The sequence below is a fragment of the Roseivivax sp. CAU 1753 genome (assembly GCF_054482575.1).
The window spans coordinates 391,385-412,114 of sequence record NZ_JBTLRF010000001.1 but is presented as its reverse complement, the minus strand read 5'-3'; the positions used below and the strand labels follow the sequence as shown (position 1 = coordinate 412,114).

21 protein-coding genes are annotated in these 20,730 nt (G+C 65.6%); 19 read left to right on the top strand and 2 right to left on the bottom strand.

The genetic code is table 11. From position 1 onward, the window contains the following. The 6 genes from narJ (at position 1) to ACXYMN_RS01835 (ending at position 4,981) form a co-directional block, all read left to right on the top strand. Positions 1-705 (top strand): nitrate reductase molybdenum cofactor assembly chaperone, encoded by a 705-nt coding sequence (gene narJ / locus ACXYMN_RS01860; protein WP_459011689.1) that lies wholly within the window; start codon positions 1-3, stop codon positions 703-705. Between the two features lie 12 nt (positions 706-717). Then, the gene (gene narI / locus ACXYMN_RS01855) at positions 718-1,503 is read left to right on the top strand and encodes a respiratory nitrate reductase subunit gamma (protein ID WP_459011688.1); all 786 of its coding nucleotides are present in this window, start codon (positions 718-720) and stop codon (positions 1,501-1,503) included. A 5-nt stretch (positions 1,504-1,508) separates the two neighbouring features. Further along, complete coding sequence (locus ACXYMN_RS01850; RefSeq protein WP_459011687.1) at positions 1,509-2,306, top strand: peptidylprolyl isomerase; 798 nt, start codon at positions 1,509-1,511, stop codon at positions 2,304-2,306. 237 nt (positions 2,307-2,543) lie between these two features. Next, positions 2,544-3,161, top strand: coding sequence for a carbonic anhydrase (locus tag ACXYMN_RS01845; RefSeq protein WP_459011686.1), 618 nt, complete (start codon positions 2,544-2,546; stop codon positions 3,159-3,161). Next, complete coding sequence (locus tag ACXYMN_RS01840) at positions 3,158-4,438, top strand: molybdopterin molybdotransferase MoeA (protein WP_459011685.1); 1,281 nt, start codon at positions 3,158-3,160, stop codon at positions 4,436-4,438. Before ACXYMN_RS01845 ends, ACXYMN_RS01840 begins: the two co-directional genes overlap by 4 nt. A gap of 12 nt (positions 4,439-4,450) precedes the next feature. Continuing rightward, complete coding sequence (locus ACXYMN_RS01835) at positions 4,451-4,981, top strand: DUF2478 domain-containing protein (protein WP_459011684.1); 531 nt, start codon at positions 4,451-4,453, stop codon at positions 4,979-4,981. On the opposite strand, the gene ACXYMN_RS01830 is transcribed toward ACXYMN_RS01835, so the two are convergent. After that, complete coding sequence (locus tag ACXYMN_RS01830; RefSeq protein ID WP_459011683.1) at positions 4,971-5,720, bottom strand: sulfite exporter TauE/SafE family protein; 750 nt, start codon at positions 5,718-5,720, stop codon at positions 4,971-4,973. The genes ACXYMN_RS01835 and ACXYMN_RS01830 overlap by 11 nt on opposite strands. A gap of 89 nt (positions 5,721-5,809) precedes the next feature. Here ACXYMN_RS01830 and ACXYMN_RS01825 point away from each other — a divergent pair, with 89 nt between their 5' ends. Both ACXYMN_RS01825 and ACXYMN_RS01820 read left to right on the top strand, forming a co-directional pair. Continuing rightward, on the top strand, positions 5,810-6,499 hold the full coding sequence (locus ACXYMN_RS01825; protein WP_459011682.1) for a FadR/GntR family transcriptional regulator: 690 nt from the start codon (positions 5,810-5,812) through the stop codon (positions 6,497-6,499). A 152-nt stretch (positions 6,500-6,651) separates the two neighbouring features. Continuing rightward, the gene (locus ACXYMN_RS01820) at positions 6,652-7,617 is read left to right on the top strand and encodes a GAF domain-containing protein (RefSeq protein WP_459011681.1); all 966 of its coding nucleotides are present in this window, start codon (positions 6,652-6,654) and stop codon (positions 7,615-7,617) included. A gap of 43 nt (positions 7,618-7,660) precedes the next feature. Here the strand turns inward: ACXYMN_RS01820 and ACXYMN_RS01815 are convergent, their stop codons facing one another. Further along, a complete protein-coding gene (locus ACXYMN_RS01815; RefSeq protein ID WP_459011680.1) occupies positions 7,661-8,365 on the bottom strand; it encodes a hypothetical protein in 705 nt (234 codons plus the stop codon). A 184-nt stretch (positions 8,366-8,549) separates the two neighbouring features. Here ACXYMN_RS01815 and ACXYMN_RS01810 point away from each other — a divergent pair, with 184 nt between their 5' ends. From ACXYMN_RS01810 to ACXYMN_RS01760, 11 genes are all read left to right on the top strand, one after another. Further along, on the top strand, positions 8,550-10,571 hold the full coding sequence (locus ACXYMN_RS01810) for a CocE/NonD family hydrolase (RefSeq protein WP_459011679.1): 2,022 nt from the start codon (positions 8,550-8,552) through the stop codon (positions 10,569-10,571). 19 nt (positions 10,572-10,590) lie between these two features. Beyond that, positions 10,591-12,174 carry an ABC transporter substrate-binding protein gene (locus tag ACXYMN_RS01805; protein WP_459011678.1) on the top strand — a complete coding sequence of 528 codons (1,584 nt, stop codon included), beginning with the start codon at positions 10,591-10,593 and terminating at the stop codon, positions 12,172-12,174. Position 12,175: 1 nt separating this feature from the next. Beyond that, a complete protein-coding gene (locus tag ACXYMN_RS01800) occupies positions 12,176-13,132 on the top strand; it encodes an ABC transporter permease (protein WP_459011677.1) in 957 nt (318 codons plus the stop codon). Positions 13,133-13,148: 16 nt separating this feature from the next. After that, on the top strand, positions 13,149-13,970 hold the full coding sequence (locus ACXYMN_RS01795; protein ID WP_459012342.1) for an ABC transporter permease: 822 nt from the start codon (positions 13,149-13,151) through the stop codon (positions 13,968-13,970). Beyond that, positions 13,960-15,597, top strand: a complete 1,638-nt coding sequence (locus ACXYMN_RS01790; RefSeq protein WP_459011676.1) for an ABC transporter ATP-binding protein — start codon at positions 13,960-13,962, stop codon at positions 15,595-15,597. The genes ACXYMN_RS01795 and ACXYMN_RS01790 overlap by 11 nt, the downstream gene beginning before the upstream one ends. Positions 15,598-15,810: 213 nt before the next feature. Next, positions 15,811-16,857: a TRAP transporter substrate-binding protein gene (locus ACXYMN_RS01785; RefSeq protein ID WP_459011675.1), complete on the top strand. Its 1,047-nt coding sequence runs from the start codon at positions 15,811-15,813 to the stop codon at positions 16,855-16,857. 59 nt (positions 16,858-16,916) lie between these two features. Next, positions 16,917-17,501: a TRAP transporter small permease gene (locus tag ACXYMN_RS01780; protein WP_459011674.1), complete on the top strand. Its 585-nt coding sequence runs from the start codon at positions 16,917-16,919 to the stop codon at positions 17,499-17,501. Beyond that, positions 17,498-18,994 (top strand): TRAP transporter large permease, encoded by a 1,497-nt coding sequence (locus ACXYMN_RS01775; RefSeq protein ID WP_459011672.1) that lies wholly within the window; start codon positions 17,498-17,500, stop codon positions 18,992-18,994. Before ACXYMN_RS01780 ends, ACXYMN_RS01775 begins: the two co-directional genes overlap by 4 nt. A 146-nt stretch (positions 18,995-19,140) precedes the next feature. Beyond that, entirely contained in the window at positions 19,141-20,007 is an 867-nt protein-coding gene (locus ACXYMN_RS01770) for an SPFH domain-containing protein (RefSeq protein WP_459011671.1), read from the top strand. A gap of 5 nt (positions 20,008-20,012) precedes the next feature. Beyond that, entirely contained in the window at positions 20,013-20,300 is a 288-nt protein-coding gene (locus tag ACXYMN_RS01765; RefSeq protein WP_459011670.1) for an NfeD family protein, read from the top strand. A gap of 87 nt (positions 20,301-20,387) precedes the next feature. Next, complete coding sequence (locus ACXYMN_RS01760; protein WP_459011669.1) at positions 20,388-20,723, top strand: ArsR/SmtB family transcription factor; 336 nt, start codon at positions 20,388-20,390, stop codon at positions 20,721-20,723. Positions 20,724-20,730: the final 7 nt, after the last annotated feature.

Here is a 20,730-nt window from a genome sequence, read left to right as displayed (position 1 = left end):
ATGGACCGCACGTTGAAAGCCCTGTCGCTGATCCTGAGCTATCCGACACGCGAATTGCAGCACGCCATGCCCGAGATCGGTGGCGTTCTGGCCTCGGACACGCGCATGACATCCGCCGTGCGCCGGGGTTTGCGCCCGCTGGTCGAGGAACTGGCGTCGCGCGACATCTACGAGCTTGAAGAGCGGTTCGTGCTGCTTTTCGACCGGTCGCGCACGCTGTCGCTCAACCTGTTCGAACATGTGCATGGCGAAAGCCGGGACCGGGGCGGCGCGATGGTGTCGCTGATCGAAACCTACCGGGCAGGGGGCTTTGATCCCGCCACGCCGGAATTGCCCGATCACCTGCCGGTACTGCTCGAATTTCTGTCGACCCGGCCCTTCGCCGAGTCGCAGGAAATCCTGGCCGACGCGGCGCATATCTTCGACGCGCTGGCGACCCGGCTGGCGCGGCGCGACAGCCCCTATGGCGCGGTTTTCGCGGGGCTCCTGCAACTGGCGGGGGCCAAGGCGGACGATGCTTCGGTGAGCGCCATGCTGGCAGAGCCGGACGACGACCCCACCGATCTCGAGGCGCTGGACGAGGTCTGGGAGGAAAGCGAGGTGCTTTTCGGCCCCGACCCGAACGCCGGCTGCCCGCAAGTGCGCGACATGCTGGCGCGCATGGACACCCCCGTAACCCCGGCACCGCCTTACGCGGCCGAATAGGGAGACACCGACATGTTCGCCAATTTCGACATCGACTTCTTCATCTTCGGGGTCATGCCCTATATCGCGCTGACGGTTCTGATCGTGGGCTCGATCGCACGCTATGAACGCGACCCCTTCACCTGGAAATCCTCGTCCAGCCAGCTTTTGCGCGGGCGTCAGCTCTGGTGGGGGTCGGTGCTGTTCCATGTCGGCATCATCACCGTGTTCGGCGGCCACCTGATCGGCCTTTTCACCCCGATCACGGTGCTGGATGCGCTGGGCATCCCCTATGCGCTGAAGCAGTGGCTGGCGGTTCTGCTGGGCGGAACGGCAGGTATCGCGGCGCTGATCGGGGCCTCGCTGCTGATCCATCGCCGGGTTACCGATCCGCGCATCTGGCAGACCACCAGCTTTGCGGATATCGGCATCCTGGTGCTGATCTGGCTGCAGTTGTTCATCGGTCTGGGCACCATCTTCCTGACCCTGCAGCATATGGACGGCGCCGAGATGGTCCGCTTCATGACCTGGTCGCAAAGCGTTGTGCTGCTCAACCTCAATGCCTGGGCGCAGGTCGTGGACGTGCATTGGCTCTACAAGGCGCATATCTTTCTGGGGCTGCTGATCACCATCCTGTTTCCGTTCACGCGGCTGGTGCACATGATCTCGGGCTTTGCGGCACCGTTCCGGTACCTGCTGCGCCCGGGCTACCAGATCGTCCGTTCGCGGCGTCGGACGTCGCTGCCGCAGCGCGCCGATCTTCCGGCACGCAAATCGGCGAAACCCACGCGCGCGACCGCGCCGCGCCCGGCGGAGTGAGGGGCATGAACGCTGCACTTTTTCCCGACCTCGTCGTCAACGGCGAACAGGTTCCGCACGCGGTGGTTGCCGCCGAGACCCAGAACCACGCGGCCCCCAAGGGCAAGCCCGGCATCGCCTGGCGCAAGGCGGCCAATGCGGTCGCCATCCGCACCCTGCTACTGCAGGAGGCCCGGGCCCGCGACATCGCGCCCGAGCGTCAGGAAGTCGGTCCGGGCCGCTTCGAGACCGACGAGGAGGCGCAGATCCGGGGCCTTCTCGAACAGGCCGTCGAAGTGGACGCGCCCGGCGACGCCGAGATCGAGGCCGAGTGGCGCAAGGACCCGTCACGGTTCCGGTCGCCGCCGCTCTGGGAGGTGTCGCACATCCTGTTCGCCTGCGATCCGCGCGATGCCAAGGCCCGCGACAAGGCGCATGCGCGGGCCAACGCGGCGCTGCCACTGGTGGTCGGCGCACCGGACGGCTTTGCGGCACTGGCGGCGCGCGAAAGCGATTGCGGCTCGAAAACGTCGGGCGGCGCGCTGGGCCAGTTGGGCCCGGGCGATACCGTGCCCGAATTCGAGGCGGCGCTGCGCAGGCTCGGCGAAGGCGACATCACACCAGAGCCGGTGCTGACCCGTCACGGCTATCACCTGATCCGCATGGATGCGGTCGCCGAGGGACAGGTGCTGCCCTTCGAGGCGGTGCGCGACAAGATCGCCGAGGCGGTCGAGAAAGCCGCCTGGGCAAGGCAGGCCCGCGCATTCGTGGATCGGCTGGTCACGGCCTCGAAGATCGAAGGGGCGGATCTGAAGGCGGTGTGATCGAAGGCCCGTACCGCCGCCGACAAAACCGACCGGGCCGACCGCCAATGCGGCGGGACGTGGCCTTGATAAAAGGAAACCCAGAACGGTGATCGACATGCTGCATTCCGGCCACGACCGACCCACAAGAGCCCAGACCAGAACATCGCGCCTGCGACCGCACGCCGGTGCGACCGCGTCGCGTCATCCGGGTCGGGTCGTTGCGAGGGCCCATCGACCGACACGGGGACACGGGACATGATCGCCGATCTGCTGGACCGCAACGTGCAATGGTCGACCCGGAAATCCACCGAAGAGCCCGGCTACTTCGCCCGCCTTGCGCTTCGGCAATCGCCCGAGTTCTTCTGGATCGGCTGTTCCGACAGCCGGGTGCCCGCGAACGTGGTGGCGGGGCTCGACCCGGGCGAGGTCTTCGTGCACCGCAACGTGGCCAACGTGATCCATTCGGCAGACATGAACATGCTTTCGGCGCTGGAATTCGCGGTGGACGCGCTGAGGATCCGGGAAATCATCGTCTGCGGGCATTATGGCTGCGGCGGCGTGAAAGCCGCGACCGAGGATCTGCCGCACGGACTGGCCGACCACTGGCTCGAGCCGATCCGCCGTCTCGCCCGCGCCTATGCGGTCGATCTGGCGCAGGAAACGGGCATCGAGGCGCGCCGCGACAAGCTGGCCGAGCTCAACGTGGTCGAAGGCGTCCGGCGGGTCGGCGAGACCCCGATCCTGCAACGGGCCTGGGCCGGAGGGCTCGATATCCGGGTGCACGGGCTGATCTACGGACTCGCCGATGGTCGCCTGCGCGATCTCGACTGCACCCTCGGGCCGGGGCATTTCCAGAAGGAGGCTGCGCAATGACGGTTGTCGCTCATATCGAAGGGTCGGGCTGCGGTTGCGACGAGGTCGCGGCCACCGGCGGGATCATCCCGATCGACGCCGCCCTGGCCCGTATCGCGGACACCGTCATGCCCGTCCGGCAGGTCGCGCGCATCGGCCTTGATGCAGCGCTTGGGCGCGTTCTGGCCAAGCCGGTCCACGCCCGCACACCGGTGCCGCCTTTCGACAACGCGGCGATGGATGGCTACGCGATCGCCGTGCGCTCGCTGACCGGGGACGGGCCGTGGCAGCTTGCCGTCAGGTCGCGGATCGCGGCAGGGCAGGCAGGTCGGGATGGCGTCGGCCAGGGCACCGCCGCGCAGATCTTCACCGGCGCGCCGATCCCCGACGGGGCGGATGCGATGGTGATGCAGGAAGACGTGCGGCGCGTCGACGGCGGCATCGTGGTCCGGCACAGGGTCGCGCGGCACGCCCATATCCGGCGTGCGGGTGAAGACATGGCCGCCGGGGCGCCGGTGCTGCCGGCCGGTCGCCGATTGACGACGCGGGACATCGCGGCCTCGGCTGCCGCGGGCTTTGACACGGTGACGGTGCGGCGGCGTGTGCGCGTGGCGCTGATTGTGACCGGGGACGAGGTCAGCGCCCCCGGGCAGGCCCTGCAGCCCGCCGCCATCCACGATGTGAACACGCCGATGCTGCGGGCCGCGCTGACCGGTCCCGAGGTCGCGCTGGTGCATGTGGGGCGCGGCAAGGATCAGCCGCGCGATCTGCGTCACCAACTGGCGGCCCTGGCCCCGAACGTGGATCTGATCGTGACCACGGGCGGCATTTCCGTGGGCGAGGAAGATCACGTCAAGCCGGCGCTGAGCGCGCTTGGCGCGTCGATCCTTTTCAGCGGCGTGGCGATCAAGCCGGGCAAGCCGGTCTCGTTCGGGCGGCTGGGGGCCACCTTCTGGCTGGGGTTGCCGGGCAATCCGCTATCGGCGTTTGTCACGTGGCAGCTGTTCGGAATGGCGCTGCTGGGACGCCTCGCGGGCGGCACGCAGGCCCCGTCCGGACGCAGGATCGCGGTGCTGGAAGGCGGCTTGCGGCACAAACCCGGACGCTGCGAATTGCGGCTTGCGCGGATCACCGGCATGGATGGGTTGGGGCGGGATGTGGTCGCGGTCGACGCGGCGACACATTCGGGGCGTGTATCCACGCTTCCCGATGCCGATGGCCTCGTGTTGATCCCGGCAGAGGCCGACAGCCTTCCGACGGGCGCGATGGTCGAATTCCAGCCGTTCTGCGACAGATAAGGACCCGTCACGATGAACATCGCCTATACAATGGCCCCGGGGCGCGGCGACACGGACCGCCTGCTTTACACGGTGGCGCAGGACCTTGCCGCGCTGGGGTACCGCACCAGCGGCACGGTCCAGATCAACACCGAGCGCGACTCCCATCCCTGCGACATGGATGTGCAGGTCCTGCCGGACGGGCCGGTGCTGCGTATTTCGCAAAGCCTCGGGCGCGATGCGCGGGGATGCAGGCTCGATCCCTCGACCCTCGAAAGCGCCGTCGGGCTGGTCACGGCGGATCTGGCGCGGGGCGTCGATGTGCTGATCGTCAACAAGTTCGGCAAGCACGAAGCCGACGGGCGCGGGTTCCGGCCCGTCATCGCCGAGGCGCTGTTGCGGGACGTGCCGGTGATCGTCGGGCTGAACAGCCTCAACGCCGCGGCGTTCCATGCCTTCACCGAAGACTGCGCTGTTGCATTGGCGCCGGATCCCGGTGCCATCCGCGACTGGCTGCAAGGGGTACGCGCGCCGACAGACGCACCGCTGGCCGTCACGTCATGAAGAAGATCAGCGTCATGGTGGCGCCGACGGCGGTGACGAAATGGCGCAGCAGGTCGGTCCGGACGATCTGGCGGCTGGCGCGCGCGCCGACGTAGCCGCCCAGTGCGGCGGCGGCGGACATGACCAGCGCCTGCTCCCACGCGATCAGGCCCGCCACCACGAAGGTCAGCGCCGAGATCAGCGACAGCAGCGCCGACAGCACGTTCTTCAGCCCGTTCATGCCGTGCAGGTTGACGTAGCCAAGCAGGCCGAAGGTCGCCAGCAGCATGATCCCGAGCCCGCCGTTGAAATATCCGCCATAGATCGACACGGCGAGGAGCGCCACCGCCGACAGGGCCGGGCCCGCATCGCCGGTGCCCCGCTGCCGGACACGCCGCAACAGCGCCGGACCGGCGGCGAACAGCACGGTGGCGACCAACAGCAGCCACGGCACCACCCAGGAAAACGTCTCGCCGGGGGTGATGATCAGCAACAAGGCTCCCAGAAAGCTGCCCGCGACCGCGATGCCCATGATGGCGCGCAGCCCGAGACGACCCTCGGCCTGCATGTCGTGGCGAAACGCCCAGGCACTGGCGAGGTAGCCCGGCAATGCGGTCAGCGTCGCCGTGGCATTGGCGCTGACCGGCGGAATGCCCAGATAGATCAGCGTCGGCAGCGTCAGGAACGTGCCGCCCCCCGCCACGGCGTTCAGGACGCCCGCGGCGAAACCGGCAACACAGAGCAACAGAAGTTCGACCATCGGATTTCCGTTTCGGCAAGGGACGTTGACTGGGCCTCTTGCCGCAGGGCGCATTGGTCTGCAAATTGGTCCGGAAAGGACACCGTCCGATGCCCCGCGCCACGCCCCAGACCCTTGCCGCCGATCTTGCGCGGCTGATCGACCGGATCGCCCCGGATGTCGGCGACCGCCTGCCGCCCGAGAGGGCCCTGGCGCGTCAGATCGGCTGCAGCCGCGAGAGTTTGCGCAAGGGTCTGGCCGCGCTGGAAGCCAGTGGCGAGATCTGGCGGCATGTGGGCCAGGGCGCGTTCCGCGGGCAGAGGCCGCGCCACCTGCCGATCCGCGACACGGTGCTGGTCGAGGGGGCGACCCCGCCCGATCTGATGCAGGCCCGCATCCTGCTGGAGCCGATGGTGGCCGCCGAGGCCGCGCGCTGTGCCGATGCGGCGGACGTGGCCCATCTGCGCGCCAGGGTGGAGGCCGGTCGCGACGCGCGGGACCGCGCGGCCTGCGAGCAGGCGGACGATGCCTTTCACCGGGCGATTGCGCAGGCCACCCGCAACCCGGTGCTGATCGGGTTTCTCGACTACCTGTCGGGCGCGCGTCGCCGGGTCGCGTGGCAGCGGCAATGGGATCGCACCTACCGGCGCATCGGGGTCACCGAATTCCGCAGCTTTCACAGCGATCAGCACGACCGGGTCGTGGCGGCCATCGCCGGGGCGGACGCAGAGGCCGCGGCGACAGCGATGGCGAGACACCTCGAGACCATCGCGGCGGCGATCTCGGACGGCGGCGCCTGACCGGCGCGGCCCGGCCCGCGGGGCCACAGACGGGGCGTGCTGCCCGGCCCGGTCTATCTCCGCGCCGCGCCGTGCTGGCAACATGACTTGTCAATGCCGGAAAAACTTGCAGAATCGGCAATGCGACTGATGATTTTTGCAAAGGCACACAAATGGCTGATAACGAGCGTGCACTGAAGCTCGGTCACCCGATGGGTGGGTTGGATCATCGGGACCGGCGACGGGACGACACCTTTGCCGACAGTCTTGCCGACATTCTGTTCGACAGCACCCAGGACTGCGTCCAGATCCTCGACCTCGACGGGACGTTGCGGCGCATCAATTCGCATGGTTGTCTGAGCCTCGTGGTCTGCGATGCGGCGGCGGTTGTCGGGTCGAACTATTTCGACATCTGGGCGGACCACGATCGCGACCTTGCCCGCGCCGCGGCCCAGGCCGCCATGACGCGCGGCACCGGCCGGTTCACGGCCAGCTATGTCAGCCCGTCCGGCAGAGTCTCTGTCCGGGACGAAACGCTGACGGCGATGCGCAGCGCGCAGGGCGTGCCCGAGGGCATCGTGGTGGTGTCGCGGGACCTGACGATGCTGAACCGGCAGCTTGCGAAAAACAGGGCGCTGGCCGATCTTGGCACCCTTGCCCTGACGGAGACCGATTTCGACACGGTGCTTCAGGCGGTAACGGACCGGCTCTGCAAGATGTTCGACTGCCGGTTCGCCAAGGTGCTGCAATTCGTCGACGCCAGGGACTGCCTGCTGCTGCGGGTGGGCTCCGGGTGGCATACCGGGCTGGCCGGGCGCGCAATGGTCGGCATCGATCTGGAGTCGCAGGCGGGCTACACGCTTCGTGTCAATGGCCCGGTCGTGGTGCGGGACATGGCGACCGATCCGCGGTTTTCCGGACCGCTGGTGCTGCGGCAACACAAGGTCCGGTCGGGCATGAGCACGATCATCCCGGGGTCGGGGGCGCAGCCTTTCGGTGTACTCGGGGTGCACTCGGACTCGCTGCGCGAGTTTGACCAGTCCGATGTCGACGTGCTGACCGCCTTGGCCAATATCATCGCGGCGCGGTGGCGGCAGGAATTGCTTTGGGATCACACGGCGCCGCGGGCACGGATCTGACCGGAACGCGGGCGGGGGCCAGGACGCGGGCAGGGGCAGGGGCCTAGAAAACGCTCATCGAATAGGCCTTGAGGTCGGTCTCGAAGAACTTCCGCACGATGGGATCGATCTCGCGGTCGCCCAGGGCGTGGACGCCACAGTCCCGCATCAGCGACTTCACGGTCCGGCGAGGCGACGCCCTGCGCCAGATCGTACGGCTCGCGAATGGCATCCGGTGCGGACGCCAGGTAACACCGAACAGCATGCCCGTCAGGTATTTGCTGCCCGGCCCGTGGCTTGGAAACATGATCGTCTCGGACAGCCGTTCCTCGGTCACCCGCGTCTTTTCCAGCAGAAACAGCCGCTCTCCGCGCATCATGAGCCGCCCATCCAGACGCGACCGATGCAGATCGCCGGTCTCGGGGTCCCGGGTGCGGTTGAAGTAGACGGTGTGCACCTGGCGGCCGTCTTCCCGGATGAAGATCAGGCCGACATGAATCCGGTCGGGCCACGCGGGATTGAGAAAAAAACACTGGAACGCACCGACATAGGTCTTCAGCACCGCCAGTTCCGCGTCGGTCGATCCGGCCAGCGTGAACCCCGACTGCGCCTTGGGGGCATCGGTGTTCCGGTAGGCGGCGGCGAACTGGTCGGGCCGCTGCGTCAGGGCATGGATGTCGATGCCGAAATACTCGGCCAGACGATGGCGCGCGGAGAGCGTCGGAAAGCTGCGACCCGACAGGTATTTCTCGAACTGCTGGCGGTTCAACCCAACCGCCCGCGCTACGGCGGACGCCGAGGCGCGATGCTGGCAGAGGAAGCGAAGATTGACGGGAAGGTGCTCCCTTTCTTCCACACTGGGCATGAACCGGTCGCTTTCTGCTCAAACATGCGCAAAGTTGCGCAAGAGTGCGTTATAGCCACGACCGCGCGCGCATTGCAAACTGCCCGCAATGGGGACCGTCAATCACACCGACACGCAAGGCGACGTCGACGTCACCGAGGACATGCGCATTCCGATGCGCGATGGCGTCACGCTGTCCGCTCGGGTGTGGATGCCGAAGGCCGCCAACGCGGTGCCGGTGCCTGCCATCCTCGAGATCCTGCCGTATCGCAAGCGCGACGGAACCGACGCCCGCGATGCTTCGACGCACGCGGTTTTCGCGCGGCACGGCTATGTCTGCCTGCGCGTCGATCTGCGCGGATGCGGCGAATCCGAAGGGCTGTTCGACGACGAATACTCCGAGACCGAGCTGGGCGACATCGAGGATACGATCGCCTGGATCGTGGCGCAGCCCTGGTGCAGCGGCGCGGTCGGGATCATGGGTATCTCCTGGGGCGGGTTCAACGGTCTGCAGGTGGCGGCACGGCGACCCGCCGGGCTGAAGGCGGTGATCAGCCTGTGCTCCGGCGTCGACCGCTTCGCCGATGACATCCACTACAAGGGCGGCTGCCAGCTGACCGAGAATGTAGGCTGGGCCACTGTCGCGATGTCGTGGTTCTCGGTGCCGCCGGACCCGGATCTGGTCGGTCCCGCATGGCGCGACATCTGGCTCGACCGGCTTGAGAACACGCCATTCCTGATCAGTCCGTGGCTCGCCCATGACCGCCGCGATGCCTATTGGCGGCACGCCTCGGTCTGCGAGGATTACGCGGCGATGGATGCGGCGATCCTGTCCATCGGCGGCTGGCATGATGGATACCGCAACACGCCTGTCAAGCTGCTCGAGGGCGGCACCCCGGGCGTGGTCAAGGCCATCATGGGCCCGTGGAACCACAAGTACCCGCATCTGGCATCGCCCGCGCCGCGCATGGATTTCATCGCCGTGGCGCTGGAGTGGTGGGACCGCTGGCTGAAGGATGTGCCGAACGGGGTCGAGGATGGGCCCGACTACCGCGTCTACCTGATGGACGGGATCGCGCCGCAAACCAGCTACGAAACGCGCCCCGGCAGATGGATCGCGTTGCCGTCCTGGCCGTCGCCGCTGATCGGGACCCGAACGCTGGTGCTGGGCGATCGCATGCTGGGACAGGGCCCGGCCTCGTCCCCGATGCAGGTCCGGACCGAGGCGGTTTGCGGCAAGGCCACCGGCGAGTTCTTTCCGTTCGGCTTCGGCCCCGGCGAATTGCCGGACGACCAAAGGTCCGACGACGCGCTGTCGCTCTGTTTCGACACCGAGGCGCTGGACCGGGACACCGCCCTTGTCGGCGCGCCCAGTGTGCAATTGTCGGTCTCGGCGGACCGGCCTTTCGGTCAGGTCGCCGCCCGCCTGTGCGACGTGGCGCCGGATGGCGCGTCGACGCTGATTTCGCTGGGGTTCCTCAACCTGCAATTCCGGGACGGGTTTGCCGATCCCGTGCCGCTGGTGCCGGGCCGGATCTGTCAGGTCACCATCGATCTGGATCAGGCCGCGTATGTGGTTCCCGGGGGCCACAGGCTGCGGCTGGCGATCTCGCCTTCCTACTGGCCGTTTGTCTGGCCGGAACCCGGTGCGGTGTGCCTGACGGTGTCGCAGGGCACGCTGACCGTCCCGGTCCTGACGACGGAGGCGGCGCCTGACTGGTCCTGCCCGGCACCTGCCGCGCCGCCGCCGTCCGTGCTGCGCGCGACCCGCGAGGGATATGCCGAAAAGATCGAAACGGTCGAGGACGGATGGCTGAAGACCACGATTCTTGCCGATCACGGCGAAGTCGCGCATATTGAGCACGGATTGCGAACATCCAGCGCCGTGCGGGAAGTCTGGTCCATCGATCAGGCCGACGTCAGTCGCGCCAGGGCCGACATTCGATGGGACAGGGCCATGTCGCGCGGAGGTTTCGCAGTCTCGACATCGGTGGAAACAACCTTGCACAGCGATGCAACGGCCTTTCACGTATCGACCCGCCTGCGCGCCTACGAAGGGGCGCACTGCATTTTTGAACGAGAGTACCATGATCGGATCAACCGGATGCCGGGTTCCGATCCAAGACCATAAGACCCACAGGGAGAAGACGATGAACGACGAACTCAAGTATCTGAGCCAGCAGGTTGCCCGCCAGCGTCTGGACCGCCGCAGCTTTCTGGGCCGCGCGGGCGCGCTTGGCCTGTCAGCCGCCGCCGCCAGCACGATGCTCAGCTCTGCGGTCATGGCGCAGGGCGCAATCAAGGGCGGCGTGATCAAGGTCGCGGTCGAAGGCGGGTCCTCGACCGACAGCCTCGATCCCGCGCTGGTCACCAACTCCACCGGCACACTGGTCAATTTCCTCTGGGGCGAGCCCTTGGTTCAGCTGGACGCCGATGGCGGGCTCGAGATGAAGCTCGCCTCCGAAATGAGCGCTTCTGACGACGCGACCACATGGACCTTCATGATCCGCGAGGGCGTCACCTTTTCCAACGGCAAGACGCTGACCGCCGATGACGTGCTCGCGACGATAGAGCGTCACGCGGGCGAAGATTCAAGCTCTGGCGCGTTGGGCATCCTCAGCGGCATCAAGTCGATGCGCACCGAGGGCCAGGCCTTCATCGTCGAGCTGGACGGACCGAACGCCGACCTGCCGTTCCTGCTCAGCGACTATCACCTGATGATTCAGCCCAACGGCGGCAAGGACGACCCGCTGGCGGCCATCGGCACCGGCCCCTACATCCTGAAAAGCGCCGAGATGGGCGTGCGTTTCGTGGCCGAGAAGAACCCCGACTACTGGAACCCCGATCTGGGCCATGCCGCCACCATCGAGGTGACAGTGATCAATGACGACACCGCGCGCGTGGCCGCACTGCAATCGGGACAGGTACACATGTGCACCCGCGTGCCGCCCAAGGTGGCGTCGCTGGTGGGCCGCATGCCGGGGGTCGAGGTTCACTCGGTCCCGAGCAAGGGCCACTACGTGTTCATCATGCATTGCAACACCGCGCCGTTCGACAACAACGATCTGCGCCTGGCGCTGAAATACGCCATCAACCGCGAGGAAATGGTCGACAAGATCCTGTTCGGCAACGGCTCTATCGGCAATGACATGCCGGTCAACGAATCCTATCCGCTGTTCACCCCGGCCGAGCAGCGCACCTACGATCCCGAAAAGGCCGCGTTTCACTACAAGAAGTCCGGCCACGAGGGCAGCGTGCTGCTGCGCACCTCTGACAACTCGTTCCCCGGCGCGCCGGATGCCTCGCAGCTGTTCCAGCAAAGCGCCAAGGCGGCGGGCATCACCCTCGACATCAAGCGCGAGCCCAGCGATGGCTACTGGTCCGAGGTCTGGAACAAGCAGCCCTTCTCGACCAGCTACTGGAGCGGGCGACCGACCCAGGACGCGATGTATTCGACCGCCTACCTGTCGAGTGCGGACTGGAACGACACGCGGTTCTTCAACGAGCAGTTCGACCAGCTTCTGGTCGCCGCGCGCAGCGAACTGGACGTGGCCAAGCGCACCGCGATGTATGCCGACATGGGCACCATCGTGCACGACGAGGGCGGCCTGATCTGCCCGATGTTCAACAACTTCATCGACGCGACCTCTGACAAGGTTGCAGGCTGGGGGCCGAGCAAGGGCTTTGGCCTGATGAATTTCCACGCGCCCATGAAAATGTGGGTGACAGGCTGACATGGGCCTTGCGTTAAAACTGATTGCCCAGCGCGTTGCGCTGGGCGTCTTTCTGATTTTCGCGGTTTCGGTGCTGATTTTCGTCGGCACCCAGATCCTGCCCGGCGATGTGGCGCAGTCCATTCTGGGGCAGGGGGCCACGCCTGAAAACCTGGCCAACCTGCGCGCGGAACTGGGCCTGAACGAGCCCGCCCCGGCGCGTTATTTCAACTGGCTGGGCGGCATCCTCGTCGGCGATCTGGGAACCGCCCTGACCAGCGGCGCGAACATCTCGGAGGCAATCGCATCGCGGCTCGGCAACACGCTGTTCCTGGCGGCCGTGGCGGCCATGATCTCGGTGCCGCTGGCGATCCTGCTGGGCCTCGTGGCGGTGCGCTACAAGGACCGCTGGCCGGACAAGCTGATCTCGGCCTCGACGCTGGCGTCGATCTCGTTGCCCGAGTTCTTCATCGGCTACCTGCTGATCCTCGTCTTCGGCGTCAAGCTGGGCTGGTTTCCGACCGTGGCCACCGTCTATGACGGCATGAGCTTCGGCGCGCGTCTCAACGCGGTGATCCTGCCCGCGCTGACCCTGACCCTTGTGGTGCTGGCGCACATGATGCGGATGACCCGGGCGGCCATCCTGAACGTAATGCAATCGGCCTATATCGAGACCGCCGAGCTGAAGGGCCTGAGCACCTTCAAGGTGATCTGGAAACACGCCCTGCCCAACGCCGTCTCGCCGGTGGTCAATGTGGTCATGCTGAACATGGCCTATCTGATTGTCGGTGTCGTCGTGGTCGAGGTGATCTTCGTTTATCCCGGCATGGGGCAATACCTGGTCGATCACGTCTCGAAGCGCGATGTGCCGGTGGTGCAGGCCTGCGGTCTGATCTTCGCGGCGATCTACATCGGTCTCAACCTGGTGGCCGACGTCGTCTCGATCCTGTCGAACCCGCGTTTGCGGCATCCGAAATAAGGGTCGGCACATGAACATGAAAACCATACCGATCAGCGCCTGGATCGGCATCTTCTCGACCAGCATCTTCGCCTTTGCCGCGCTTTTCGCGCCGCTGGTGGCCCCCTATGGCATGAGCGAGGTCGTCGGCGGCGTCTGGGAGCCGATGTCGGCCACCCATCTGCTGGGCACCGACAACCTGGGCCGGGACCTCTTGTCGCGAATGATCTACGGCGCGCGCACGACGCTGACGATTGCGCTGATGGCGACCATCGTGTCGTTCACGCTGGGCGCGTTTCTTGGCATGACCGCAGCGGTTGTCGGCGGCTGGGTCGATCAGCTGCTGTCGCGGGGCATCGACCTTCTGATGTCGATCCCGACGCTGATCTTCGCACTGGTCGTGTTGTCGGTGCTGCCCGCGAACATCCTGACGCTGATCTTCGTGATGGGCATTCTCGACTCGACGCGGGTGTTCCGGCTGTCGCGCGCGGTGGCGGTGGACGTCAACGTGATGGACTTCGTCGAGGCGGCGAAACTGCGGGGCGAGGGGATGATCTGGATCGTCTTCCGTGAAATCCTGCCAAACGCCCTGTCGACACTGGTGGCGGAACTGGGCCTGCGCTTCATCTTCATGGTACTGTTCCTGTCGGCGCTGTCCTTTCTGGGGCTGGGTATTCAGCCGCCGGAAGCGGACTGGGGCGGTATGGTCAAGGAAAACAAGGACGGCATCATCTTCGGCATTCCCGCCGCACTGATCCCGGCGGGCGCAATCGCGCTTCTGGCCATTTCGGTCAACCTGATCGCCGACTGGATCCTGAACCGAACAACTGACCTGAAAGGGGGCCGCGGTGGCCGATGACGTCTTTCTCGACATTCGCAACCTGAAGATTGGCGTCACCGTCCGCGAACCCGGAGAGCCGGTGCGCGACATCGAGATCGTGCACGGCATCTCGACCACGCTCGAGAAGGGCAAGGTGCTGGGCCTGATCGGCGAATCCGGCGCGGGCAAGTCCACCATCGGGCTGTCCTCGCTCGGCTATGGGCGCGGCGGGGTCGAGATCACCGGTGGCGAGGTGTTCATCAACGGGCGCGATATCCTGTCGATGAACCGGCAGGGGCTCAACAAGGTCCGCGGGCAGGAGGTGTGCTACGTGTCGCAATCCGCCGCGGCCGGGTTCAACCCCGCGCACCGGCTGATCGATCAGGTGATCGAGGCCACGCTGGAACACGGGCTGTCCACCCGGGCCGAGGCCGAGGCCCGCGCGGTCGAATTGTTCACCGCGCTCAGCCTGCCCGATCCCGAAACCATCGGATCGCGCTATCCGCACCAGGTGTCGGGCGGGCAGTTGCAACGGGTGATGACGGCCATGGCGCTGTGTCCGAAACCCGATCTGATCGTGTTCGACGAACCCACGACCGCGCTTGACGTGACCACGCAGATCGACGTGCTGGCCGCGATCAAGAACGCCATCCGCATCACCGGGGTCGCCGCGCTTTACATCACGCATGACCTTGCGGTGGTGGCGCAGGTCGCCGACGAGATCATGGTGCTGCGCGACGGCCAGATGGTCGAACACGGGCCCACCAGCCAGATCATCGAGGACCCGCACGAGGATTACACCCGCGCGCTGGTCTCGGTCCGGTCGATCAAGCACGAGGAAAAGCTGCCCCTTGGGGAACCGCTGATCCGGATGGAGAACATCGTCGCGGGCTATGGCGACGGCGTCACCGTACTCGATGATGTCAGCGTGGATGTCTATGCCGGGCAAACGCTGGCGGTGGTCGGCGAAAGCGGGTCGGGCAAGTCGACACTGGCGCGGGTGCTGACCGGATTGCTGCCGCCACGGTCGGGCACCATCACCTTCGAGGGCCGCACCCTGATCGCGGAGCAGGACAAGCGGCCGCTGGACGATCTGCGCGACATCCAGATGATCTACCAGATGGCCGATACGGCGATGAATCCGCGCCAGTCCATCGGCACCATCATCGGGCGTCCGATCGAGTTCTACTTCGGCATCAAGGGCCGCAAGCTGAAGGACCGGGTCGCCGAGTTGCTCGAAGAGATCGAGTTGCCCGCCGACATGGCGCAGCGCTATCCGGCCGAGTTGTCGGGGGGGCAGAAACAGCGGGTCTGCATCGCCCGCGCGCTGGCCGCGCAGCCCAAGGTGATCATCTGCGACGAGGTTACAAGCGCGCTCGATCCGCTTGTCGCCGACGGCATTCTCAAGCTGCTTCTTGACCTGCAAGCCCGCGAAAAGGTTGCCTATTTTTTCATCACGCACGATCTGGCCACGGTCAAGGCCATCGCCGATTCCATCGCCGTGATGTATCTGGGCAAGCTGGCCCGCTACGGCACCAAGACCGAGGTCCTGTCGCCGCCGTTCGACGATTACACCGATCTTTTGTTGTCGTCGGTGCCCGAGATGAAGCTCGGCTGGCTGGAAGACGTGATGGCCAGGCGGAAGATGGAAAGCGCGGGAAACTAGGCGCGGGGTCTGTCGTGGCGCATGCCGCGCGAAGGGCCGCGCCCGCATCCGCGCGATCCCGACAGGTGCGGCAGGGGGCGGACAAGATCGGCCCCGTTACCGTTAACGCGCTGGCGATGGCCGAAACGAGGCGGCATAAAGAGCCCAAGCCTGAACAAGGCAAACGACACCGGGCCCGCAAGCCCGGGAAGATGTTCCAAGGGAGGACCACAGATGAACATGAGCAAATCCATCAGACGCCTGCTGGGCGGGGCCGCGGCGACCGCGATGCTGGCATCCGGTGCCTATGCGCAGGAAGTCACGCTGAAGCTGCACCAGTTCCTGCCCGCGCAGGCAAACGTGCCGAAGCTGATCCTCGACGTCTGGGCCGACAAGGTCGAGGCGGAGTCCGATGGTCGCATCAAGATCGACCGGTTCCCGTCGATGCAGCTGGGCGGGTCGCCTCCGGGGCTGATCGACCAGGCGATCGACGGTGTCGCGGACATTGTCTGGACGGTGGTGGGCTACACGCCCGGCCGTTTCCCGACGCCCGAGGTGTTCGAACTGCCCTTCATGGTCGAAGATGCCCGGGCGGCGTCCTGCGCCTATTGGAAGATGTTCGAAGAGCACATGAAGGATGACGAGTTCGCAGGCGTGAAGATTCTTGCCACATGGCTGCACGGCCCCGGCATGTTCCACACCGCCGACCCGGTCGAAACGCCCGCCGACCTGCAGGGCATGAAGATCCGTGGCGGCTCGCGTCTGTTGAACGAGGTGCTGACGCTGGCCGGTGCGACGCCGGTCGGCATGCCGGTTCCGGCGGTGCCCGAAGGTCTGTCCAAGGGCGTGATCGACGGCACCACCATCCCGTGGGAAGTGACCAGCGCCCTGAAAATCACCGAGTTGGTCGAGAACCACACCGAATTCGAAGGCGCGGGTCTTTATAACCTCGGGTTCGTGGTGGCAATGAACCAGCAGGCCTACGACAACATGCCCGAAGACCTTCGGGCGGTCATCGACGCCAATTCCGGGCTCGAATTCTCGGTCTTCGGCGGTGGCACCCAGTCCGATGCGGATGGTCCGGCGCGGCAACTCGCGGTTGAAGCGGGCAACAACATCATCACCGTGACCGACACCGCCCCCTGGAAAGAACTGGTGGATCCGATCTACGACACCTGGGTCGCCGAGATGGACGCCCAGGGCCGCGATGGTCAGGCCCTGATCGACCAGGCCAGGTCGCTGATGACCGGTGAGTGCAAGGGCATCGACGCCAAGATGTGACCTCTACCCGCCGCAGCGGATCTTCTGCTGCGGCGGCCGTCTGTCGGGAATGGATGAATATGTATGGCTTGATTGACCGGCTGGCGCGACTGTTCGCCATATTGGGGGGCATCGTCCTGTCGGCCCTGATCGTGATCACCTGCCTGTCGATCCTCGGGCGGTCCCTGAACTCTGTCCTCAACAGCGACCTGCTGCAATCGGCGGTGCCGGGGATCGCGAACGCGCTTCTGGCGACCGGGATCGGCCCTATCAACGGCGATTTCGAACTGGTCGAGGCGGGCATGGCCTTCGCGATCTTCGCCTTCCTTCCGCTCTGCCACATCAACGGCGCGCATGCATCGGTCGATATCTTCACCGCGAGACTGCCGCCGCGGGCCAACCGGTTCTTGCGCATGGTGATCGAAGGCGTCTTCGCGGCCATTCTCGTGGTTATCGCCTACCAGCTCTTTCAGGGAACGCTGAGCAAACAGGCCTCGGGCCAGACCACGTTTCTTCTGCAATACCCGCTGTGGTGGAGCTATGCGCTGAGCCTTTCGGGCGCGGTGGTCGCGGCCATCGTCGGGGTCTTCATGGCCGGGATGCGGGCGCTGGAATTCAAGACCGGCAAGGATATGCTGCCGGGCGATCTGGGAGCGGATCATTGAGTGACATCGCAATCGGGCTCTTGTCCTTTCCCGCCCTGTTGATCCTGATCTTCTTGCGCGTCCCGATCGGTCTGGCGATGTTCCTTGCGGGCCTTGTCGGGTTGATCTTCGTCACCGGCGACACGAACCTGCCCTTCGCGCGTCTGAAGGCGGAGACCTATACGACCTTCTCGAACTATTCGCTGTCGATCGTTCCGATGTTCCTGCTGATGGGCCATTTCGCGACGCTGGGCGGCATGAGCCAGTCGCTGTTCAAGGCGGCGGAAAGTTTCCTCGGCCACCGCCGCGGCGGGGTCGCCATGGCCGCGGTCGGGGCCTGCGCGGGGTTCGGGGCCATTTGTGGCTCGTCGCTGGCCACCGCCGCCACCATGAGCCGCGTGGCGCTGCCGGAATTGCGGCGCTACGGCTATGCTGGCGGGTTCTCGACCGCGACGCTGGCGGCGGGCGGCACGCTTGGCATCCTCATCCCGCCTTCCGTGGTCCTGGTGATCTATGCCATCCTGACCGAACAGAACATCGCCAAGCTGTTTCTTGCGGCGTTCATTCCGGGCGTCCTGGCCGCGGTCGGTTACATGATCGCGATCTCGATCTATGTCCGGATCAATCCCGGCTCTGCCGGGACCCGGGCGCGGGTGCCCTTCGCGGACCGCTTCAAGGCGCTGTTCGACGTCTGGCCGGTACTGCTGGTGTTCTGTTCGGTGGTCGGCGGCATCTACCTTGGCTGGTTCACACCGACCGAGGGCGCCGCCGTCGGCGCCTTCGGTACCGGTCTCATCGCCTGGCTTGCCGGGGGTCTTACCCGCGTCACCCTGTCCGAAAGCTTTTACGCCACCGCGCGCGCCACGGCGATGATCTTCTTCATCGTGCTGGGGGCGGCCTTCTACAACGGTTTCCTCGCCCTGACGCAGTTGCCGCAAGAGGCTGCCGCCTGGGTCGGCGCAAGCGGGTACAGCCCCTGGGTCGTGCTGATCATCATTCTGGTCTTCTACCTGTTGCTCGGCTGCCTGATGGACAGCCTGTCGATGATCCTGCTGACCATCCCGATCTTCTGGCCGGTCATCCAGGAGCTGGATTTCGGTCTGGTCAGCATGATCGACCTGCAATCCGCGCGGCTGTCCGATCTTGTCGACAGCGGTGCAGAGCTGCCCGCCGCCGTGCTGGCCGAGGCGCAGGCCATGCTGGCCGGCGGACAGGAACTGACCCGCGAGATCACCCGGGAACTGGGCTTGCGCGGCGTCAATGACGGGGCCTTGAACCGGATCAATATCGAACGCACCGCGATCTGGTTCGGCATCCTCGTGCTGATCGTGGTCGAGGTCGGTCTGATCACGCCCCCGGTCGGCATGAACCTGTTCGTGATCAACGCGATGGACCGCGAGACACCGATGGTCGAGACATACAAGGCGATCCTCTACTTCGTCGCCTCCGACATGGTGCGCGTGGTGATCCTGGTCGCCTTTCCGGTCATCACCCTGATGCTGATCCCATGGTGACACACCCGGCCCTGCGGGGCGACTGACGGGCCGGGTCAGCGCCGACCCTGGCGGGGTGGGTTGCGCTTTTTGTTCCATTGCCGCGGTCGATATGCCAATCACTATGGCGAACACCGACACCAGTCTTTGACAACGCGGGGCCCCCCATGAGCGAAAGCCAGATCTTTTTCCTGATCGCCGCCATATTCGTGATCTTCACCATATCGCGCGGCCTTCGCGTCGTGCCCCAGGCCGACAAATGGGTTGTGGAGCGTTTCGGCAAGTTCCAGCGCGTGCTTGGGCCGGGCATCAACCTGATCGTCCCCTTCGTGGACTCGGTGGCGCACAAGATCACCATCCTCGAGCGGCAGCTTCCGAATGCCAGCCAGGATGCCATCACCTCCGACAACGTGTTGGTCGATCTGGAGACCAGCGTGTTCTACCGCATTCTCCATCCCGAAATGACCGTCTACCGGATCAGGGACATCGACAGCGCCATCGCGACAACGGTCGCAGGCATCGTGCGGGCCGAGGTTGGCCAGCTCGAACTGGACCAGGTGCAGTCGAACCGTTCTGCGCTGATTGCCAGGATCAAGGAAGAGATCAAGGACGCGGTCGCGGAATGGGGCATCGAGGTGACGCGCGCCGAGATTCTCGACGTCAATCTCGACGAGGCGACCCGCGAAGCCATGCTGCAACAGCTCAATGCCGAGCGCGCCCGGCGGGCCGAGGTCACCCGGGCCGAGGGCGAGAAACGCGCGATCGAGCTGAAGGCCGATGCGGAGCTTTACGAAGCCCAGAAAAAAGCCGAGGCCCGCCGTGTCCAAGCCGACGCGGAAGCCTACGCCACCGGCGTCGTCGCCGAGGCGATTTCCAACAACGGGATCGAGGCCGCGCAGTATCAGGTTGCCCTCAAGCAGGTTGAATCGCTGAACAAGCTGGGCGAGGGGCAGGGCACATCGACCATTCTGGTGCCGGCCAACGCGCTTGACGCATTCAGCGACGCCTTCAAGCTTTTCAAGGGCGCGAAGTGATGGGCATGGCAGATCTCCTGATCCCGACCTCGTGGGTCTTCTGGTTCGCGGCGGGTGTTGCCCTGCTGATCATCGAGGTGCTGCTGCCGACCTTTCTGGCGCTGGGATTCGGCATCGGGGCCTGGATCGTGTCCGCCATGCTTTTTTTTCTTCCCTCAGAGCTGTTCACGCTTCCGGTGGTGCTGCTGATCTGGGCGGTGCTGTCGGCGGTGATCTGGATCGCGCTCAGGCTTGTCTTCCGCAACAGGCACAGCGGCAACAAGGCCCCGGAGGGCGATATCAACGAATACTGATATCGCGGCGGTATCCGTGGCGTCAGGGGGGCCGGGGCGGGCAGCAACCGCTTGACACCCGCGCATTACATCAATAAATCCCGATATATGGATAATAATCTCGCACTCGAGGCGTTTGCCGCCCTCAGCCAGCAGACCCGGCTCGACGCGTTCCGCCTGCTGATCAAGGCGGGCGAGGACGGCATGTCCGCGGGCGACATCGGCGAGACCCTCGGGGTGCGCCAGAACACCATGTCGGCCAATCTGTCGATCCTGGCGCGCTCCGGCCTGATCCGGAACACGCGTGAGGGCCGCAGCGTCCGTTACTTCGCCGACATGAACGGCGTGCGCGGCCTGTTGGCGTTCCTGATGGAGGATTGCTGCGCCGGTCGCCCGGACCTGTGTCAGCCCGTCATCGACGCACTTGCATGCCATCAATCATAGAAAGCCT

Coding starts and splice junctions, on each gene's coding strand:
- ACXYMN_RS01825 (WP_459011682.1), top strand. CDS start 5,810: ATGCCCCGCGCCACGCCCCAGACCCTTGCCGCCGATCTTGCGCGGCTG.
- ACXYMN_RS01780 (WP_459011674.1), top strand. CDS start 16,917: ATGTATGGCTTGATTGACCGGCTGGCGCGACTGTTCGCCATATTGGGG.
- ACXYMN_RS01760 (WP_459011669.1), top strand. CDS start 20,388: ATGGATAATAATCTCGCACTCGAGGCGTTTGCCGCCCTCAGCCAGCAG.
- ACXYMN_RS01810 (WP_459011679.1), top strand. CDS start 8,550: ATGGGGACCGTCAATCACACCGACACGCAAGGCGACGTCGACGTCACC.
- ACXYMN_RS01800 (WP_459011677.1), top strand. CDS start 12,176: ATGGGCCTTGCGTTAAAACTGATTGCCCAGCGCGTTGCGCTGGGCGTC.
- ACXYMN_RS01820 (WP_459011681.1), top strand. CDS start 6,652: ATGGCTGATAACGAGCGTGCACTGAAGCTCGGTCACCCGATGGGTGGG.
- narJ (WP_459011689.1), top strand. CDS start 1: ATGGACCGCACGTTGAAAGCCCTGTCGCTGATCCTGAGCTATCCGACA.
- ACXYMN_RS01805 (WP_459011678.1), top strand. CDS start 10,591: ATGAACGACGAACTCAAGTATCTGAGCCAGCAGGTTGCCCGCCAGCGT.
- ACXYMN_RS01835 (WP_459011684.1), top strand. CDS start 4,451: ATGAACATCGCCTATACAATGGCCCCGGGGCGCGGCGACACGGACCGC.
- narI (WP_459011688.1), top strand. CDS start 718: ATGTTCGCCAATTTCGACATCGACTTCTTCATCTTCGGGGTCATGCCC.
- ACXYMN_RS01840 (WP_459011685.1), top strand. CDS start 3,158: ATGACGGTTGTCGCTCATATCGAAGGGTCGGGCTGCGGTTGCGACGAG.
- ACXYMN_RS01785 (WP_459011675.1), top strand. CDS start 15,811: ATGAACATGAGCAAATCCATCAGACGCCTGCTGGGCGGGGCCGCGGCG.
- ACXYMN_RS01845 (WP_459011686.1), top strand. CDS start 2,544: ATGATCGCCGATCTGCTGGACCGCAACGTGCAATGGTCGACCCGGAAA.
- ACXYMN_RS01795 (WP_459012342.1), top strand. CDS start 13,149: ATGAAAACCATACCGATCAGCGCCTGGATCGGCATCTTCTCGACCAGC.
- ACXYMN_RS01850 (WP_459011687.1), top strand. CDS start 1,509: ATGAACGCTGCACTTTTTCCCGACCTCGTCGTCAACGGCGAACAGGTT.
- ACXYMN_RS01830 (WP_459011683.1), bottom strand. CDS start 5,720: ATGGTCGAACTTCTGTTGCTCTGTGTTGCCGGTTTCGCCGCGGGCGTC.
- ACXYMN_RS01765 (WP_459011670.1), top strand. CDS start 20,013: ATGGCAGATCTCCTGATCCCGACCTCGTGGGTCTTCTGGTTCGCGGCG.
- ACXYMN_RS01770 (WP_459011671.1), top strand. CDS start 19,141: ATGAGCGAAAGCCAGATCTTTTTCCTGATCGCCGCCATATTCGTGATC.